This window comes from Pseudomonas sp. MD195_PC81_125 (assembly GCF_014060985.1).
GTDB classification, from domain to species: Bacteria; Pseudomonadota; Gammaproteobacteria; order Pseudomonadales; family Pseudomonadaceae; genus Aquipseudomonas; species Aquipseudomonas parakoreensis.
The window spans coordinates 1-18,312 of sequence record NZ_JABULD010000522.1 but is presented as its reverse complement, the minus strand read 5'-3'; the positions used below and the strand labels follow the sequence as shown (position 1 = coordinate 18,312).

At 60.5% G+C, this 18,312-nt stretch carries 18 protein-coding genes and 2 pseudogenes; 7 read left to right on the top strand and 13 right to left on the bottom strand.

What is annotated here, in order from left to right; genetic code table 11:
* Positions 1 to 149: 149 nt before the first annotated feature.
* Together yejK and HT737_RS20775 are read left to right on the top strand one after the other, a co-directional pair.
* Positions 150 to 1,154: a nucleoid-associated protein YejK gene (yejK, locus tag HT737_RS20780; RefSeq protein WP_047292700.1), complete on the top strand. Its 1,005-nt coding sequence runs from the start codon at positions 150 to 152 to the stop codon at positions 1,152 to 1,154.
* Positions 1,154 to 1,504, top strand: a complete 351-nt coding sequence (locus HT737_RS20775) for a glutaredoxin family protein (protein WP_047292699.1) — start codon at positions 1,154 to 1,156, stop codon at positions 1,502 to 1,504. Before yejK ends, HT737_RS20775 begins: the two co-directional genes overlap by 1 nt.
* Positions 1,505 to 1,663: 159 nt before the next feature.
* On the opposite strand, the gene HT737_RS20770 is transcribed toward HT737_RS20775, so the two are convergent.
* The 9 genes from HT737_RS20770 to HT737_RS20730 all read right to left on the bottom strand — a co-directional run bounded on the left by HT737_RS20770 (position 1,664) and on the right by HT737_RS20730 (position 10,066).
* Entirely contained in the window at positions 1,664 to 2,599 is a 936-nt protein-coding gene (locus HT737_RS20770) for a glutathione S-transferase family protein (RefSeq protein WP_182403919.1), read from the bottom strand.
* Positions 2,600 to 2,683: 84 nt separating this feature from the next.
* Positions 2,684 to 2,986, bottom strand: a complete 303-nt coding sequence (locus HT737_RS20765; protein ID WP_047292696.1) for a GIY-YIG nuclease family protein — start codon at positions 2,984 to 2,986, stop codon at positions 2,684 to 2,686.
* 39 nt (positions 2,987 to 3,025) lie between these two features.
* Positions 3,026 to 3,496, bottom strand: a complete 471-nt coding sequence (locus tag HT737_RS20760; protein ID WP_003221901.1) for a nuclear transport factor 2 family protein — start codon at positions 3,494 to 3,496, stop codon at positions 3,026 to 3,028.
* A 237-nt stretch (positions 3,497 to 3,733) separates the two neighbouring features.
* Positions 3,734 to 5,020, bottom strand: a complete 1,287-nt coding sequence (locus tag HT737_RS20755; RefSeq protein ID WP_182403918.1) for a CynX/NimT family MFS transporter — start codon at positions 5,018 to 5,020, stop codon at positions 3,734 to 3,736.
* A complete protein-coding gene (locus HT737_RS20750; RefSeq protein ID WP_145597524.1) occupies positions 5,010 to 5,669 on the bottom strand; it encodes a FadR/GntR family transcriptional regulator in 660 nt (219 codons plus the stop codon). The genes HT737_RS20755 and HT737_RS20750 overlap by 11 nt, the downstream gene beginning before the upstream one ends.
* Positions 5,670 to 5,900: 231 nt before the next feature.
* Positions 5,901 to 6,665 carry an amino acid ABC transporter ATP-binding protein gene (locus HT737_RS20745; RefSeq protein ID WP_003221897.1) on the bottom strand — a complete coding sequence of 255 codons (765 nt, stop codon included), beginning with the start codon at positions 6,663 to 6,665 and terminating at the stop codon, positions 5,901 to 5,903.
* A gap of 13 nt (positions 6,666 to 6,678) precedes the next feature.
* Complete coding sequence (locus HT737_RS20740; protein WP_095667440.1) at positions 6,679 to 7,776, bottom strand: amino acid ABC transporter permease; 1,098 nt, start codon at positions 7,774 to 7,776, stop codon at positions 6,679 to 6,681.
* 10 nt (positions 7,777 to 7,786) lie between these two features.
* A complete protein-coding gene (locus tag HT737_RS20735) occupies positions 7,787 to 8,968 on the bottom strand; it encodes an amino acid ABC transporter permease (RefSeq protein WP_047292689.1) in 1,182 nt (393 codons plus the stop codon).
* Positions 8,969 to 9,034: 66 nt separating this feature from the next.
* Positions 9,035 to 10,066, bottom strand: coding sequence for an amino acid ABC transporter substrate-binding protein (locus HT737_RS20730; RefSeq protein WP_047292688.1), 1,032 nt, complete (start codon positions 10,064 to 10,066; stop codon positions 9,035 to 9,037).
* A gap of 468 nt (positions 10,067 to 10,534) precedes the next feature.
* Between HT737_RS20730 and HT737_RS20725 the strand changes: the two genes are divergently transcribed.
* The 5 genes and pseudogenes from HT737_RS20725 (at position 10,535) to HT737_RS20705 (ending at position 15,825) form a co-directional block, all read left to right on the top strand.
* Entirely contained in the window at positions 10,535 to 11,191 is a 657-nt protein-coding gene (locus HT737_RS20725) for an alpha/beta hydrolase (protein ID WP_047292685.1), read from the top strand.
* Between the two features lie 96 nt (positions 11,192 to 11,287).
* Positions 11,288 to 12,761: pseudogene (rhlB, locus tag HT737_RS20720) on the top strand (ATP-dependent RNA helicase RhlB).
* Between the two features lie 136 nt (positions 12,762 to 12,897).
* A pseudogene (locus tag HT737_RS20715) lies at positions 12,898 to 13,843 on the top strand (ornithine cyclodeaminase family protein).
* A gap of 135 nt (positions 13,844 to 13,978) precedes the next feature.
* The gene (locus HT737_RS20710; RefSeq protein WP_182403917.1) at positions 13,979 to 15,106 is read left to right on the top strand and encodes an FAD-binding oxidoreductase; all 1,128 of its coding nucleotides are present in this window, start codon (positions 13,979 to 13,981) and stop codon (positions 15,104 to 15,106) included.
* A 92-nt stretch (positions 15,107 to 15,198) separates the two neighbouring features.
* The gene (locus HT737_RS20705; protein ID WP_047292678.1) at positions 15,199 to 15,825 is read left to right on the top strand and encodes a transcriptional regulator; all 627 of its coding nucleotides are present in this window, start codon (positions 15,199 to 15,201) and stop codon (positions 15,823 to 15,825) included.
* A 124-nt stretch (positions 15,826 to 15,949) separates the two neighbouring features.
* Here the strand turns inward: HT737_RS20705 and HT737_RS20700 are convergent, their stop codons facing one another.
* From HT737_RS20700 to moaC, 4 genes are all read right to left on the bottom strand, one after another.
* Positions 15,950 to 16,726, bottom strand: a complete 777-nt coding sequence (locus HT737_RS20700; protein WP_047292677.1) for an ABC transporter substrate-binding protein — start codon at positions 16,724 to 16,726, stop codon at positions 15,950 to 15,952.
* 269 nt (positions 16,727 to 16,995) lie between these two features.
* Complete coding sequence (gene moaE, locus HT737_RS20695; protein WP_007965204.1) at positions 16,996 to 17,448, bottom strand: molybdopterin synthase catalytic subunit MoaE; 453 nt, start codon at positions 17,446 to 17,448, stop codon at positions 16,996 to 16,998.
* 3 nt (positions 17,449 to 17,451) lie between these two features.
* Entirely contained in the window at positions 17,452 to 17,694 is a 243-nt protein-coding gene (gene moaD / locus HT737_RS20690; RefSeq protein ID WP_182403916.1) for a molybdopterin converting factor subunit 1, read from the bottom strand.
* Entirely contained in the window at positions 17,691 to 18,164 is a 474-nt protein-coding gene (gene moaC, locus HT737_RS20685) for a cyclic pyranopterin monophosphate synthase MoaC (RefSeq protein ID WP_008080206.1), read from the bottom strand. The genes moaD and moaC overlap by 4 nt, the downstream gene beginning before the upstream one ends.
* Positions 18,165 to 18,312 lie beyond the last annotated feature (148 nt).

Genomic DNA, 18,312 nt, shown 5'->3' with positions numbered 1-18,312 from the left:
ATCTTTTTGACTATGATTTTTTCAAAAAACAAGATCAAAAGATCGCAGCCTTCGGCAGCTCCTACAGGGAGCCTCGGATGGAGTTTGCGGTACACTGGGCGCTTTTTCGGGGGAGCCCGCCCTCCTCCCTTCCACCAGCCGAGAAGCCCATGCCGATCCGTCATTGCATCGTCCACCTGATCGACAAAAAACCCGACGGCACGCCCGCAGTTCTGCACGCCCGCGACTCCGAACTGGCTGAGTCCGCGGCCATCGAGAACATGCTTGCCGACCTCAACGAGAGCTACAACGCCAAGCAAGGCAAAGCCTGGGGCCTGTTCCATCCGGAATCCGGCGCGTTTCCGTTCAGCGGCTGGCTGAAGGAATACATGGAAGGCGGCCAGGACTTCACTGCGTTCAGCAAAGTCGCGGTCGAGCATCTGCAGAAACTGATGGAAGAGTCGAACCTGTCGGTCGGCGGCCATGTGCTGTTCGCCCACTATCAGCAAGGCATGACCGACTACCTGGCGATCGCCCTGCTGCACCACAGCGAAGGCGTGGCGGTGACCGACGAGCTGGACGTCACCCCGTCGCGTCACCTCGACCTCGGCCAACTGCACCTGGCGGCGCGGATCAACGTCTCCGAGTGGCAGAACAACAAGCAGTCCAAGCAGTACATCTCGTTCATCAAGGGCAAGAACGGCAAGAAGGTTTCGGAGTACTTCCGCGACTTCATCGGCTGCCAGGAAGGCGTCGACGGCCCGGGCGAGACCCGCACCCTGCTCAAGGCCTTCAGCGACTTCGTCGAGAGCGAAGACCTGCCGGAAGATTCCGCTCGCGAGAAAACCAAGACTCTGGTCGATTACGCCAGCAGCCAGGCCAAGCTCGGCGAGCCAATGGGCCTGGAAGAGCTGTCGGAGCTGATCGACGAGGAGCGCCCGAAGGCCTTCTACGATCACATCCGCAACAAGGACTACGGTCTGTCGCCGGAAATTCCGGCGGACAAACGCACCCTCAACCAGTTCCGCCGCTTCACCGGCCGCGCCGAAGGCCTGTCAATCAGCTTTGAAGCGCACCTGCTGGGTTCGAAGATCGAATACGACGAAGAGGCCGGCACCCTGATCATCAAGGGCCTGCCAACCTCGCTCACCGATCAGCTCAAGCGCCGCAACTGATGCTGGGCAATGTGCTGAAGAAGGTTGCGCTGGTTCTGCTGGTGGTGGTGATCTATCAGAACTGGGGCAAGATCGAGCGGGTGTTCAACCCGTCGCAGATGGTCTCTGAGCAGACGCGGGCGCAGGCCCGTGTCGTGCTGTATGCCACCGACTGGTGCGGCTACTGCAAACAGACCAAGCGCTTTCTCGACAGCAAGGGGATTCCTTTCCGGGAATTCGATATCGAGAAGGACGCCGAGGCGCGCAAAGCGTATGAGGCGCTGGGTGGGCGCGGGATTCCGTTGATCGACGTGAATGGCACGTTGATTCGCGGGTTCGACCCGGACGAGATTCTCGCTGCCCTGCAGTAACACAACTCCTCTGTGGTGAGGGGATTTATCCCCGATCGGCGGCGAAGCCGTCGCAAAATCTGCCTGGTAGGGCGTGCAGTTTTTTGGGGGCGCTTCGCGCCCCATCGGGGATAAATCCCCTCACCACAATTGCCCCCCCAAGCAAAGGCCGCTTGCTGATCAGCGGGCTTCGATGCGGAAACCAAAGCGCGGGAAGTGCACGTGCACCACGCCGCCACGCGGGTCTTCGCGGCGCAGGATCAGCTCTTCGCGGCCAGCAAACAGCAACTCGCCTTCCACCGGATCCACCCCGTAGTCAATGGCGGCAATCGCCACCTGCTGCCCGGCCTTGAACCCGTTCGGATCGACAAACTGCTCATCCGGCAACGCCGCCGGCGTCGAGGTGCGCGCCACTTCCAACGCCTCCTCGGCGCTCATTTCGCTCGCGGCGCCATGGCCAAAGCCCAGCACACGCCCAAGCCAGGCCGTCACGGCCGGATATTCATCGACCAACGGCGCAGTGACGTGCGTCGCCTTGAGGAACCACAGCGGATGCGCCAGGGCGAAGTCGGCAATCGACGGCTCACCGAACAGAAAGTCGCCCTGCTCGCGCTGCAACTGCTGCTCCAGGCGCGACATGATCGTTGGCCATTGGTGTTTGGCCTGTTCGGCCGGCAACCGCGTGGCGCTGCCACCACTGAACAGACCGGCACGGTCAGCCATGAACGCCTTGATCGCTTCCGGCGGCAACTTGCCGAAACGCACCGCCACCGATTCTGGCTGGAACACCAGGCTGACCGCATGCTGGAACACCACCGAATCGGCCCATGCCGCAAAGCTGGCACTGATCATTTCCTGACCTTCCGGAAAAAACGCCGGCAGGGCTTTTTCCTGCTCCAGGCGACGGGCGATCAACGAGGTGTCGCAATAGATGTCCGCGCCGACCTGCAACACCGGAGTCTTGCGGTAGCCGCCAGTCAGCGCGGTCAGATCCGGCTTGGGCATCACCGGCGAAATGTGCACCGAGCGCCAGGACAAGCCTTTGAAGCCCAACAGCAGGCGAGCCTTTTCGGCAAATGGAGAGGTCGGGTAATGATGCAGAATCAACTCGGACATGCTCGGCTCCGCCGCACAGAAAGTGAATCGGCAGCTTAGCGTGCATTTGATTAGCAGCCTACAGATCTGGCTGATGGGAACCGATCAGTCAGATTGATAAGACGCGACCAGGCATTCCTTGGCGCTCTTGCGCAGCTTCTTGATCAAGCGCTCCTGACGCAACGCATCGCTCTTGTCGCGGCAACGTTCGGTGTAGACCAGCGCCATCGCCGGGCTGGACAGGAAGAAGCGCGCGCCCTTGCCGCTTTGATGCTTGGCGAAGCGCCGCACCGGGTCGTCGCTGATCCCGCAGTACAGCGAGCCATTGGCCGCGCGCACGAGGTAAACGAACCAGGACTTGCTCACGGGTTCGACAACATCAACCGGTTTTTCGCTGAGGCTGGTCACTTCGGGATCTGGACGTGTAGGAAACAGGCCGCGATCTTATCAGCGACCGGCCTGAAATGCCTTCAGCCCTTTCAGCGCCTGTGCGCGGACGGCGTTGCGCACCAGCGGTGTCCAGCCCAGCAGCAAGCCCTTGAAACCCAACGCCTGACGCGACCAGCGCCACAGGTCGAAGTGATCGTGATGCTCGCAGATCTTGCCGTCACGAAAGACGAAGCGCGCCTGAATATCGTTGATCACCACGTTGCCGGTCTGGCTGAACAGATACGTCGCCACCCAGTGCGCGCCACCGCTGCGCTCGTCGGCGCGGACATTGTCGAAGGTCAGGGAGAAGTCCTTGGCGCGAGTGGTGAGCATGCGCCACATGTCGCCGGCATCGCGCCCGCGCAACTCGCCGAAGGCCGGATCGCTGAACACCACGTCATCGGTGTAGCACGCGGCCATGGCCTCGGCGTCGAGGCGCTGGAAGGCTTGGTAGAAGCGGGTGATCAGGGCGGCGTGGGCTTCGCTCATGGGCAAACTCCGGGAAATGGACAGATTGCCAGCACGATAAGCTGCAAATCGCAGAAACACTATCGGCATTCGCAAAGCGAATACCAACGCAAGATTTAAAGCACCGCAAAAACTGTGGGAGCGAGCCTGCTCGCGAAGAGGCCGGCACATTCAACACGATCGGTGCCTGAACCATTGTCTTCGCGAGCAGGCTCGCTCCCACATCGGATATCCCTGGCCCCAAAAAAGGGTTACGCGTCAGATCTTTTCGCTTTGCACTTGCACGTACAGCGCCCGGCCGGCACCAAGGCCGGCAATGATCGCACCGGTGCCGATGATGCCGAAAATCCAGCCCACGGCATTCCAGCCGCCAGTCCAGTCATGCACCACGCCGACGGCGAACGGCCCCATCGACGCCAAGGTGTAGCCGAAGCCCTGGGACATGCTCGACAGGTTCGCCGCCACGTGCGAATCCCGCGAGCGCAGCACGATCAGGGTCAGCGCCAGACTGAATGTACCGCCCTGCCCCAGCCCCAACAGAATCGCCCAGCCCCACAGCCCTTCGATCGGCGCATACAGGCAACCGAACAGACCGCCTAGGGTCAGCGCCATCACCACCACGATCGCCAGGCGCTGATCCTTGCCCCGGGTCGCCAGCCACGGCGCCGCGAGGGAGCTGGCGAGCTGGATGATCACCGAGCCGGACAGCACCAGGCCGGCCTGGGTCGGAGTCAGACCACGACCGATCAGGATCGACGGCAACCAGCCGAACACGATGTACGCCAGCGACGATTGCAGGCCCATGTACAAGGTAACTTGCCACGCCAGCGGATCGCGCAGCAGCCCACGCACCCGATAGGCAACGTTGTGCGCGCCGTGTTTCTGCCCGACTTGCGGCAGCCAGAACAGCGCCGCCACCAGCGCCGGAATCACCCAGAAGCCCAGGCCCAGTGCCCAGCTGTTATCAAAGTGCTCGCTCAACGGCACAGTCGAACCCGCGGCCATAGCCGCGCCCAGGCACAGGGCCATGGTGTAGACGCCGGTCATGGTTCCGGCGTGTTTGGCGAAGTCGCGTTTGACAATGCCCGGCAGCAATACACCGATGATGCCGATGCTTGCGCCACCGAGGACGCTGCCGGCGAACAGCCCGATCTCACCGAAGTTGCTGCGCACAATGATCCCGGCGGCCAGGGTCAGCAGAATCCCCAGCACCACTCGTTCAGCGCCGAAACGCCGCGCCAGAATCGGCGCCAGCGGTGCGAACAAACCCAGGCACAACACCGGCAGCGTGGTCAGCAGACCGGCCTGCGCCGCAGACAGGCCAAGGCTTTTCGACACTTCGCTGAGCAACGGCGCCATGCTCGACAGCGCCGGGCGCAGGTTCAGCGCCACCAGAATCAGCCCCAGCAGCAACAGCCACGGCCGACGCACCAGCGGATGGCTTTGCTGTACTTGCTCGTCATCGGCCTCGGCGTCGATCAGCAGCTCTTCGAGCTCCGCCGTGCGCTTGGGGGTTGAAAAGTTTTTCTCGCTTTCAAGGTTCATTGATCAACTGCCTCGATATGGCTTTGGCCCGTTCCGGGTCGCGTTGTTCGACGGCATCGAGCAACTCGATGTGCAGGTCGAACACTTCCTGACGGCGCGGGACGATGTTCAGCGTCTGGCGCAATTGCGCGCCGACGATGCTGGAGAAATAGCGATACAACTCGCTGAGGGTCGGGTTGTGCGCGGCGTCCACCAGACGGCGGTGGAACACCAGATCGCAGGCAATGTAAGTGTCGAGATCACCGTGATAATGACTGCCACTGGTGCCAAGTGCCTCGCGCAGTGCGACCAGATCCTCATCGGTACGACGCAGCGCGGCCAGACCAATCGCCTCGACTTCGAGGATGTGGCGGGTTTCCCGCGCCTGCTCCAGCGAGCAACGGGACAACGCCTTGAGCGTGTCCATCGGATCCACCACCGCGCGCAAATAACTGCCGTCGCCCTGCCGGATTTCGATCAACCCGGAAAACGCCAGCACGCGCATGGCTTCACGCACGGTGTTACGGCTGATGCCCAGCTCGGCGCACAGCTCAGGCTCGGTGGGCAGCCGTTCGCCGACCTGCCACACACCATCGGTGATGCGTTGGCGCAACTGATCCAGGGCCTGATCGACCAGGGATCGCTTGATCAAAGGTGAGGTGTCTGTCATGAAATTCGCCCTTTCATCCAATCATAGGATGAATTTTCTGACATCTTAGTCAGCTGGCCGGGTTCATACAACCCCGTGTAGGAGCTGCCGCAGGTGCGATCTTTTGATCTTGTGCTTAACGATCAACGTCAAAAGATCGCAGCCTGCGGCAGCTCCTACAGGGGAAAAATGAAAATCGCAGGCAAAAGAAAACCCGGCACAGGGCCGGGTTTGTCTGTGCATCAACCTGAATCAATGCAGGATCTGGCTCAGGAACAGTTTGGTGCGGTCATTTTGCGGGTTGTCGAAGAAGTCGTTAGGCGCCGCCTGCTCGACGATTTCACCCTTGTCCATGAAGATCACCCGGTTGGCCACGGTGCGGGCGAAGCCCATTTCGTGGGTCACGCAGAGCATGGTCATGCCGTCTTCGGCGAGGCCGATCATGGTGTCGAGCACCTCTTTCACCATCTCCGGGTCGAGTGCCGAAGTCGGTTCGTCGAACAGCATGATTTTCGGTTTCATGCACAGCGCGCGGGCAATCGCCACACGCTGTTGCTGACCGCCGGACAACTGCCCCGGGAATTTATGCGCCTGCTCCGGGATGCGTACACGCTCCAGGTAATGCATGGCGATTTCCTCGGCCTTGCGCTTGGGCATCTTGCGCACCCACATCGGCGCCAGCGTGCAGTTCTGCAGGATGGTCAGGTGCGGAAACAGGTTGAAGTGCTGGAACACCATGCCGACTTCGCGGCGGATCGCTTCGATCTGCTTGAGGTCGTTGGTCAGCTCCACGCCATCAACCACGATGCGGCCCTGCTGGTGTTCTTCCAGGCGATTGAGGCAGCGGATGGTGGTCGACTTGCCGGAACCCGACGGGCCGCACAGAACGATACGCTCGCCCTGTTTGACGTTGAGGTTGATGTCCTTGAGCACGTGGAACTGGCCGTACCACTTGTTCACGCCCTGCATCTGGATAATGCCTTCAGGGCCCACAGGCTTTTTGATTGCTTCGCTCATTTACAAAGAACTCCTAACGCTTGTGGCCAGTGTCGAGCTTGCGTTCCAGATGCATGGAATAGCGCGACATACCAAAACAGAAAATCCAGAACACCAGGGCGGCGAACACGTAGCCTTCGGTGGCCATGCCCAGCCATTTCGGATCGGCAGCGGCTTGCTTGACGCTGTTGAGCAGGTCGAACAGGCCGATGATGATCACAAGGCTAGTGTCCTTGAACAGCGCAATGAAGGTATTGACGATGCCGGGAATCACCAGCTTCAGGGCTTGCGGCAGAATCACCAGGCCCATGGCTCGCCAGTAACCGAGGCCCATCGCCGCAGCCGCTTCGTACTGCCCTTTGGGGATCGCTTGCAGACCGCCGCGCACCACCTCGGCGACGTAGGCCGACTGGAACAGAATCACCCCGATCAGCGCCCGCAGCAGCTTGTCGAAGTTCATACCCTCGGGCAGGAACAGCGGCAGCATCACCGAGGACATGAACAGCACCGTGATCAACGGCACGCCACGCCAGAACTCGATGAACGTCACGCAGACCACGCGAATCGCCGGCATGTTCGAGCGACGGCCCAATGCCAGAATGATCCCCAGCGGCAAGGCGCCGGCGATACCGACAGTGGCGATCACCAGGGTCAGCATCAGACCGCCCCACTGACTGGTCGCCACAGTGTCGAGGCCGAACACGCCACCGTGCAGCAGGCACCAGGCAACGATCGGGTAGATCACCAGGAAGCTCAGGCCGTACACCGCTTTACGCGGGAAGCGCGAGATGAACAGCGGCGCCACGCCGAGCACTGCCAGCCAGACAGTGAGGTCTACACGCCAGCGCAGTTCCACCGGGTAGTAGCCGTACATGAACTGGCCGAAACGCTGTTGAATGAACACCCAGCAGGCGCCGTCCTTGGTGCAGTCGGCGCGGGTGGTGCCGACCCAGTTGGCATCGAGGATCGCCCAGCTGAGGATTGGCGGCACGACGAGATAGATCAGGTAAAACGCAAACAGGGTCAGCAGGGTGTTGAGCCAGCTGGAGAACATGTTGGCGCGTATCCATGCCATCGGGCCAAAAACCTTGGCCGGCGGTGGCATGTCGGGTTTGAAAGTATGGGTTGTCATGCGCGTTTCCTCACCGCTCGATCAGCGCAATGCGCTTGTTGTACCAGTTCATCAGCAGGGAAATGCTGATACTGATCGCCAGGTACACGCTCATGGTGATGGCAATGACTTCGATCGCCTGACCGGTCTGGTTGAGCACGGTACCGGCGAACAGCGAAACCATTTCCGGATAACCGATACCGGCGGCCAGCGACGAGTTCTTCGCCAGGTTCAGGTATTGGCTGGTCAGCGGCGGAATGATCACCCGCAGGGCTTGCGGAATGATCACCTTGCGCAGGGTCGGGCCGTTACGCAAGCCGAGCGAACGCGCCGCTTCGGTCTGGCCATGGCTGACCGACTTGATCCCGGAACGGACGATTTCCGCGATGAATGCTGCGGTGTACACAGTCAACGCCAGGGTCAAGGCGAGCAGTTCCGGGATCAGCACCCAGCCGCCGACGAAGTTGAAGCCCTTGAGTTGCGGCATTTCCCAGTGCAGGGGTGCACCGAAGATCAGCGTGCACAAGGTCGGGATCACCAGCAGGATCGCCAGGCCGGTCCAGAACTTGTGGAATGGTTCGCCCGTGTCTTCGAATCGCTTGTTGGCCCAGCGGCACATCAGCACGATGGCGACGATGGCCAGCACCACGCTGATGAAGAATGCCCAGAAGCCGTCAGCCATTTGCGCGGCCGGCATGTTCAGGCCCCGGCTGCTGACAAAGAAGGTGTCACCGAAGTTGTGGCTGTTACGCGGACCCGGCATGGTCAGGAACACCGCGAAGTACCAGAACAGGATCTGCAGCAGCGGCGGAATGTTGCGGAACACTTCCACATACACGGTCGCCAGTTTGCTGATGATCCAGTTCGGCGACAGCCGCGCCACACCGATGATGAAGCCCAGCAGGGTCGCCAGGATCACGCCGATGAAGGTCACCAGCAGCGTATTGAGCAGGCCGATCACGAACACCCGCGCGTAACTGTCCGCTTCGGTGTAGGAGATCAGGTGTTGAGCGATGCCGAACCCGGCACTGCGCTCGAGAAAGTCGAAACCGGACGTGATGCCCCGGTGTTGAAGGTTGGTCTGGGTGTTATCAAACAGATACCAGCCCATGGCGACCACCGCCACGACGGTGATGATCTGAAACAGCCACGCACGCACTCGCGGATCGCTGAGGCTGAACCTCTGCTTTGGTGCGCCGATTGAATTTTGCATGAAGTGCCCCGGAAAAAAATGGAACAGAACATCACCCGGCGGTTGGCCCGCCGGGTGATAGAACCATTAGCGCACTGGTGGTGCGTACTGAATGCCGCCGTTGGTCCACAGCGCGTTCAGGCCACGGTCGATTTCCAGCGGAGTGCTCTTGCCGAGGTTTTTCTCGAAGATTTCACCGTAGTTACCGACCTGCGAAACGATTTTCACAACCCAGTCCTTCGGCAGTTTCAGGTCCTTGCCGTATTCACCGTCAGCCCCCAGCAGACGAGCAACGTCCGGGTTCTTGGTGGATTTGGCTTCTTCCAGCACGTTTTTCGAGGTCACGCCGGCTTCTTCGGCGTTCAGCAGCGCGTAGCCAACCCAGCGAACGATCGCCAGCCACTCGTCGTCGCCATTACGCACGACCGGGCCCAGTGGTTCTTTGGAGATGGTTTCCGGCAGTACCACGTAGTCTTTTGGCGAGGCCAGCTTGCTGCGCTGTGCGTACAGCTGCGACTTGTCGGAGGTCAGCACGTCGCAACGACCGGATTCCAGCGACTTGGCGCTTTCATCGGAGGTGTCGAAGGTGATCGGGGTGTACTTCAGGCCGTTGGCGCGGAAGTAGTCGGAGACGTTCAGTTCGGTGGTGGTACCGGCCTGGATGCAGATGGTTGCACCGTCCAGTTCCTTGGCACTTTTCACGCCCAGCTTGTTGTTGGCCAGGAAGCCCACGCCGTCGTAGTAAGTGATGAAGCCCGGGAATTTCAGGCCCATGCCGGCGTCACGCGAGCTGGTCATGGTGGTGTTGCGCGAGAGCAGGTCGATTTCGCCGGACTGCAGCGCGGTGAAGCGCTCCTTGGCGTTCAACTGGCTGAACTTGACCTTGTTGGCGTCGCCGAATACGGCAGCGGCCACAGCGCGGCAAACGTCAGCGTCGATCCCGAGAATCTTGCCCGAAGCGTCCGGCACCGAGAAACCCGGCAGACCGTCGCTCACGCCGCATTGCACGAAACCTTTCTTCTGCACGGCATCCAGGGTTGCACCCGCCTGAGCGAACCCGCTGACGCCGAGTACTGCTGCAGCAGTCACGACCGCCAGAGTGGATTTCAACATCTTCATTCAAACCTCCAGTTTTGCTCTTGTTGTGTCGGAGCTTGAGTCCAGTCGCACCCTTTTGAGGCGTTGTTGACCCGTGTTGGCTTTTTTTGGGGTCAACCGACGTAAGACCTTCGCTATGAGTCTAGTAGGAGAAAATCCACATCATGGACAACTCACTTCTCACCAGTCGGCCGAACGGGCTGTAGCCCTTTCACGTTCGCGTTGCCCGTAGCGGCCATTGGCGAACATCCATCACCGGATTCTTTGCAATCCCTTCGCACGACGTACACTGATAGTGTTACCGCAAGGCGTAGGACGCTTCATACAGAATCCTCCATAGCAAAGCCCGTACCACACCGCTTGCTGAAGCGGTTGCGCGACAGGTCAATAGCAAAACTTGTAGCCTTGCGACATCTTGTTAACGGATCGACCGGGCGCGCACGCAAATCACGCACTTATTGAGAGCGCCCGCACATTTTTGGAGCAGCCATGCACGAGCCCCTGATTCTTCAACCCCAAAAGCCCGCAGACGCCTGTGTGATCTGGCTGCACGGTCTCGGCGCGGATCGCTATGACTTCCTGCCAGTGGCTGAAGCGCTGCAGGAAAGCCTGCTGAGTACGCGCTTCGTATTACCGCAAGCGCCAACCCTGCCCGTCACCATCAACGGCGGTTACGCGATGCCGAGCTGGTACGACATAAAAGCAATGAGTCCGGCGCGGTCTATTGACCGTGAGCAGTTGGAAGCGTCGGCGGATCGCATCATCGAATTGATCGAAAAGGAGCGCGCCAGCGGAATAGACGCCTCGCGGATTTTTCTCGCCGGGTTTTCCCAGGGTGGCGCCGTTGTGCTGCACACCGCTTATATAAAGTGGCAAGGCCCGTTGGGTGGTGTACTCGCCCTGTCCACCTATGCCCCGACCTTCACTGACGAGATGGAGCTTTCAGCCAGTCAGCAGCGCATTCCAGCGCTGTGCCTGCACGGTCAATTCGACGGCGTGGTGCAGAACTCGATGGGGCGCAGCGCCTATGAGCATTTGGTGAAGCATGGTGTCACCGTGACATGGCAGGAATACCCAATGGAGCACGAAGTGTTACCCGAAGAAATTCGCGACATCGGGGTCTGGCTGGGTGAACACCTGCGTTGATCGTTTCAGTTCGAACGTCCCTTTGATCATCCCACTACGCCGAGCCCGCTTCTTGCATTACACTGGCCGGCGTACATTCCTTAACCAATTGATGAGATGACCGTGCTCAAAGCACTCAAGAAAATGTTCGGTAAAAGCGAGGCTGAGCAGCTCGCGCCAGTCCCCAGTGCGCCGTCGCACGCCCCCGGCCCTCGCAGTGAAGCGCCCAAGGTTGAACGTCCGGCTCCGGTAGCGACACCCAAGCCCGAGCCGAAACCCGCCAGCGCCGCCGAACCTGCTCGCGCCGAAGCGCCGAAACCGGCCCGTCCGCGCCGCGAACCGAAGCCCAAGGCACCGGTCATTCCCTGGAAACTCGAAGATTTCGTCGTCGAACCCCAGGAAGGCAAAACCCGCTTCCACGATTTCAAACTCGCTCCGGAACTGATGCACGCCATCCAGGACCTGGGCTTTCCGTACTGCACGCCGATTCAGGCGCAGGTGCTGGGTTTCACCCTCGCCGGCAAAGACGCCATCGGCCGCGCGCAGACCGGTACCGGCAAGACCGCCGCGTTCCTGATCTCGATCATCACCCAGCTGTTGCAGACTCCGCCGCCGAAAGAACGCTACATGGGCGAACCCCCGTGCGCTGATCATCGCGCCGACCCGTGAGCTGGTGGTGCAGATCGCCAAGGATGCGGCCGACCTGACCAAGTACACCGGCCTCAACGTGATGACGTTCGTTGGCGGCATGGACTTCGACAAGCAGCTCAAGCACCTCGAAGCACGCCACTGCGACATTCTCGTTGCCACCCCGGGCCGTCTGCTCGACTTCAACCAGCGCGGCGACGTGCACCTGGACATGGTCGAAGTGATGGTGCTGGACGAAGCCGACCGCATGCTCGACATGGGCTTTATCCCGCAAGTGCGGCAGATCATTCGCCAGACTCCGCCGAAGTCCGAGCGTCAGACCCTGCTGTTCTCCGCGACCTTCACCGAAGACGTGATGAACCTGGCCAAGCAATGGACCACCGATCCGGCAATCGTCGAAATCGAAGTCACCAACGTGGCCAACGAAAACGTCGAGCAGCACATCTACGCGGTAGCCGGTGCGGACAAGTACAAATTGCTGTTCAACCTGGTCAACGACAACGGCTGGGAGCGCGTGATCGTCTTCGCCAACCGCAAGGACGAAGTGCGCCGCATCGAAGAGCGTTTGGTGCGTGACGGCATCAATGCCGCGCAACTGTCCGGCGACGTGCCGCAGCACAAGCGCATCAAGACCCTGGAAGGCTTCCGCGAAGGCAAGATTCGCGTGCTGGTGGCCACCGATGTAGCCGGTCGTGGCATCCACATCGACGGCATCAGCCACGTGATCAACTTCACCCTCCCGGAAGTCCCGGACGATTACGTGCACCGCATCGGCCGTACCGGTCGCGCCGGCGCCGATGGCGTGTCGATCAGCTTCGCCGGTGAGGACGACTCGTACCAGTTGCCGTCGATCGAAGAGAAGCTCGGTCGCAAGATCAGCTGCGAAACACCGCCGACGCACCTGCTGCGCGCAGTCGAACGCAAGCGTCCGCAGCCGCAGTAAACGACCCGAAAGCAAAAAGCGCAGCCGGCAACGGACTGCGCTTTTTTTTGCCCGACGTTTTCACCAGGCGCTTGCGATAGATAACTAAAAGTCCATAATGGACAAATAAGTTTACATCCAGACCGCGGAGCCTGACATGTCCAGTACACCCTACGTGATCGACCACACCCAGGCCCGCGAGCTGCTGGCGCGCATTGACGTGCCGCAGATCCTGCGCAAACTGTTTCGCGACCTTGCCGCCGGCCACGCCGTACAGCCCGCGCAGCAACTGGTGGAGTTCCCGCAGGGCGCCGGCGACTTTATCAACTACCTGGGCGTGCTGGCCGAGGACGGTGTGTACGGGGTCAAGACCTCGCCGTACATCGTCCGCGAACAGGGGCCGCTGGTGACGGCGTGGACACTGTTGATGTCGATGCATACCGGCCAGCCACTGCTGCTGTGCGACGCCGGCGAACTGACCACCGCACGCACCGCTGCGACCACTGCCGTTGCTGTCGATGCCCTCGCCCCGCTGAATGCCACACGACTGGCGATCATCGGCAGCGGCAAGGTTGCCCAGGCGCATCTGCATTACGTGAAAGGGCTGCGCGACTGGCAGCGCATCAGCGTGTATTCGCCGAGTCTGTCTGAAGACGCTGAAACCCGGGCGCTGCTGAAAGAGAATCTACCCGGGGGTGAACATTGCCGACAGCCGCGCAGCCGCCCTCGCCGAGGCCGACGTGATCATGCTCTGCACCTCGTCCGCCGGTCCGGTCATCGACCCGGCCAGCTTGAGCAAACCGGCACTGATCACCTCGATCAGCACCAACGCCCCCCGCGCCCATGAAGTACCGCCAAAGACTCTGGGCGACATGCAGGTGTTCTGTGACTATCGGCTGACCACGCCGGGCTCGGCGGGTGAAATGCTGATCGCCGCCGAGCAGCATGGCTGGAACAAGGATTTGATCATCGGCGACCTGGCCGATCTGCTCAGCGAGAAAGTGCAGCGCCCCGGTTACGACCGTCACGTGTTCTTCCGTTCAATCGGCCTGGGCCTGGAAGACATTGCGCTGGCCAATGCTATTTATCACCTCAAGCACTGACACCTCGATCCCTTGTAGGAGCTGACGAGTGAAACGAGGCTGCGATCTTTTGATTTTCAAAAGACAAGATCAAAAGATCGCAGCCTCGTTTCACTCGTCAGCTCCTACAGGATTCCAGATAAATTGGGAGATTTCATGAGCCAGGCAGATTTCATCATCATCGGCGGCGGGATTGCCGGTGCTTCCACCGGTTTCTGGCTGTCGCGCCACGCCAAAGTGATCGTGCTCGAACGCGAATCACACCCGGCCTATCACTCCACCGGACGTTCTGCGGCGCTCTATACCGCCGCCTACGGCACGCCGCAGGTGCGCGCGCTGACGCTGGCCAGCCGTGAGTTTTTCGACCATCCGCCGAGCGGCTTTTGCGAGCACCCATTGCTCACGCCACGCGGCGAAATGACCGTGGATTTCACCGGTGACGCCGCCGAACTGAACAATCAGTACCTCAGCGCCAAAGCCACGGTGCCAGAGATGCAATTGCTCAGCGCCGATGAAGCCTGTGCCCGTCTGCCGATCCTGCGTCGGGAAAAAGTCCATGGCGCGATCTACGACCCGACCGCCAGCGACATCGACACCGACGCCCTGCATCAGGGCTACCTGCGCGGTATCCGCCGAAACAACGGCCAAGTGCACACCGATTGCGAAGTGCTGGGCCTGCGTCGTGACACTGACGGCCAGTGGCAAGTGCAGACCAACGGTCAGACCTTCAGCGCGCCGGTCATCATCAACGCCGCCGGCGCCTGGGCCGACCAGATCGGCGCACTGGCCGGTGCCCAAGCGCTGGGCTTGCAACCCAAGCGCCGCGCGGCGTTCATTTTCGCCGGTCCCGAGGGCGTGGACATTCATCACTGGCCGATGCTGGTCAGCCTCGATGAGTCGTTCTATATGAAGCCCGACGCCGGGATGTTCCTCGGTTCGCCGGCCAACGCCGACCCGGTCGGACCCCACGATGTGCAGCCAGAAGAGCTGGACATCGCCATGGGCATCTACCAGATCGAAGAGGCCACGACCCTGACCATCCGCCGCCCGACCCGCACCTGGGCCGGTTTGCGCAGTTTTGTCGCCGACGGTGATCTGCTCAGCGGTTTCGATCCGCAGGTGCCCGGGCTGTTCTGGGTCGCGGCTCAAGGCGGTTACGGTATTCAGACCTCACCGGCCATGGGCCAGGCCAGTGCGGCATTGGTACGCGGTGAAGCCTTGCCTGAACATCTGCAGCAGTTCGGCCTGAGCAGCGCCATGCTCTCCCTCGCAAGGCTCGGCTAAGACCCTTGGCGGATGACGCGCCCAACGGATTGCGGCACACTCGCAGCGCCCCCGTGCACGGGGGCGTTGACGCCGCCTGGAGCTCCACAAACATGACCGCCCCCGAATTCGATCCGGCACTGGATAATTTCCGCGCCATCGCCGACGCCATCGCCACGCTGTTCTTTCCCCACGCCGAAGTGGTGCTGCACGACTTGCGCACGCAGAAGGTCGACTACATCGCCAACAACTTGTCCAAACGCGAGATCGGCGACGATTCATCGCTTGAAGACATGCTCAGCGAGGAGGTCAGTGAGCGCAACATCGGTCCGTACGAAAAGCTCAATTGGGACGGCCAGAAGATACGCAGCCTGAGCACGGTGCTGCGCGACAGCGAAGAGCGGCCACTGGCGGTGCTGTGCATTAACCTGAATATTTCGTTGTTCGAGAATGCCAAGGCTGCGCTGGACCTGTTCCTGTCACCGAGCAAACTGATCCCGCAGCCGGATTCACTGTTTCGCGATGACTGGCAGGAGCGCATCAACACCTTCCTCCACGCCTGGCTGCGCGAGCGCCAGCTGAGCCTGAATCTGCTGACTCGCGACCACAAGCGCGAACTGGTGCTGGCGCTGCACGCCGAAGGCGCGTTCAAGGGCAAGAGCGCCTCGAACTATGTGGCCAACGTGCTGAACATGGGGCGGGCGACGGTGTACAAGCATTTGAAGGAATTGAAGGGCTGAAGATCTGCATTGGCATTTCCGGCCCCATCGCTGGCAAGCCAACTCCCACAGTTTTTTGGGTGTACACAAAATCTGTGCACGACTCGGTCGCTGTGGGAGCTGGCTTGCCAGCGATAGCGGACTGTCAGTCGCCGTAGATGTCGGACTTGAAATACTTCTCGGAAATCTTCTGATATTCGCCGCTGGCACGAATCCCGTCGATGGCCGTATTCAACTGGCTGACCAGTTCGGTATTGCCCTTGCGCACCGCAATCCCCGCGCCTTCGCCCACGTACTTCGGATCCTTCAGTTCCGGACCGACAAACGCGTAACCCTTGCCGCGTGGCATCGACAGGAAGTCGGTCAGCGGAATGGTGTCGGCAAAAATCGCATCGAGCCGCCCTGCTGCCAGGTCCATGTAGATTTCTTCGTTATTGCCATAGCGCTTGACGATGATGCCCTTGGGCTCGAACACCTCGGTGGCATAACGGTCGGTGGTGGTCGCGCGCTGCACACCGACGGTCTTGCCCTTGAGGCTGGCGTACTGGTCATCGACCGTGGCGCCTTCCTTCATCACCAGCCGCGACGAAGTGAAGTAGTACTTGTGGGTGAAATCCACCGACTTCTTGCGGTCTTCGTTGATGGTCATCGACGACAGCGCCATGTCGATTTTCTTCACTTTCAGCGAAGGGATCAGGCCATCGAACTCACCCTCGACCCACACGCACTTGACCTTCATCTGCGCACACAGGGCGTTGCCGATGTCGTAGTCGAAACCGACGATCTCGCCCTTGTCGGTTTTCGAGGCGAACGGTGGATAAGCGGCCTCAATGCCGATGCGCAGGGCTTTCTCAGCGGCAAAGGAATGGGTGCACGCCAACAGGCTCAGGGCCAGACCGGTGATGAGGGGGAGTTTCTTCATGTTCGTTCTCTCGCGGGTTGTTGTTGGTTTGGCAAGACAGAAGAAAAGAGCTGGAAAGGGGAATGCCTTTTTTGTACTTATAAATCCATATTGGACTCGCACGTACAAATCGTCAATTAGCTGAAGAAAGGTATTTGGTGTTGCGGATGGCCTAATCGCCGGCAAGCCAGCTCCCACAGGGTTCAGAGGTGTACATGAATATGTGCATGACACAAAACACTGTGGGAGCTGGCTTGCCAGCGATGACTGACTAGAGGGCGATGCAGTAATTACTTCTTCCAGCGATCCGCCGCAGCATGATCACTGTCACGCCCTTCCACCCAACGCGGGCCATCGCTGGTGTTCTCTTTTTTCCAGAACGGCGCGCGGGTTTTCAGGTAGTCCATGACAAAGGCGCAGGCGTCGAATGCCGCCTGGCGATGGGCGCTGGCCGCGCCGACGAACACAATCGGCTCGCCCGGCTCCAGCGCGCCGATGCGGTGCAGCACTTCTAGCTTCAACAGCGGCCAGCGCTGCTCGGCCTCGACGGCGATCTTGCCAAGGGCTTTTTCGGTCATGCCCGGATAGTGTTCGAGGAACATGCCGGCCACATCCAGCCCGTCATTAAAGTCGCGCACGTAGCCGACAAAACTCACCACCGCGCCAACGCCGACATTCGCCGCGTGCATCGCGTTGACTTCAGCGCCGGGATCGAACGCCGTGGACTGCACACGAATCGCCATGCCTCAGCCTCCGGTCACGGTGGGAAAGAACGCCACCTCGTCGCCGTCGCTCACCGGTTCGTCGAGCTGGCACAGGTCTTCGTTGCGCGCGCACATCAGGTTCTGCTCGCTCAAGACCTCGGTGCCATCGCGTTGCGCGAGCAGCGCACGGACATCGTCGACCGTGGCGAAATCGCCTTCGACCTTGACCGAGTCCACGCCCAGCGCTTCACGGTAACGGGCAAAGAATTTAACCGTCAGTTTCATGGTTGCTCCGCCTGAAAATGCCCGCTCTTGCCGCCGACCTTTTCCAGCAAACGCACGCTTTCGATGGTCATGCCCCGGTCCACCGCTTTGCACATGTCGTAAATGGTCAGCGCTGCAACGCTGGCAGCGGTCAGTGCCTCCATCTCCACTCCGGTCTGCCCGGAGAGCTTGCAGCGGGCGACGATGCGTACGCTGTCTTCGCCTTCTGCACTGAGTTCGACCTTGACTCCGGTGAGCATCAGCGGATGGCACAACGGGATCAGATCACTGGTTTTCTTCGCGGCCTGAATGCCGGCAATGCGCGCGACGGCAAACACGTCACCCTTGGGGTGGCCGCCGCTGACGATCATCTGCAGGGTTTCGGGCAGCATGCGCACCAGCGCCTGGGCGGTCGCCTCACGGAATGTCACGGCTTTTTCGGTGACGTCGACCATGTTGGCGCGACCTTGGGAATCGAGATGAGTCAGCACGGGATTACTCCTGATCAGGAGCGTGGATTGTAAACCTGTGGGTCAAATTTCCGCACCCACGAATATGGCGCTCTTTGTGTAGGAGCTGCCGCAGGCTGCGATCTTTTGACTTTGATTTTTAGAAACAAGATCAAAAGATCGCAGCCTG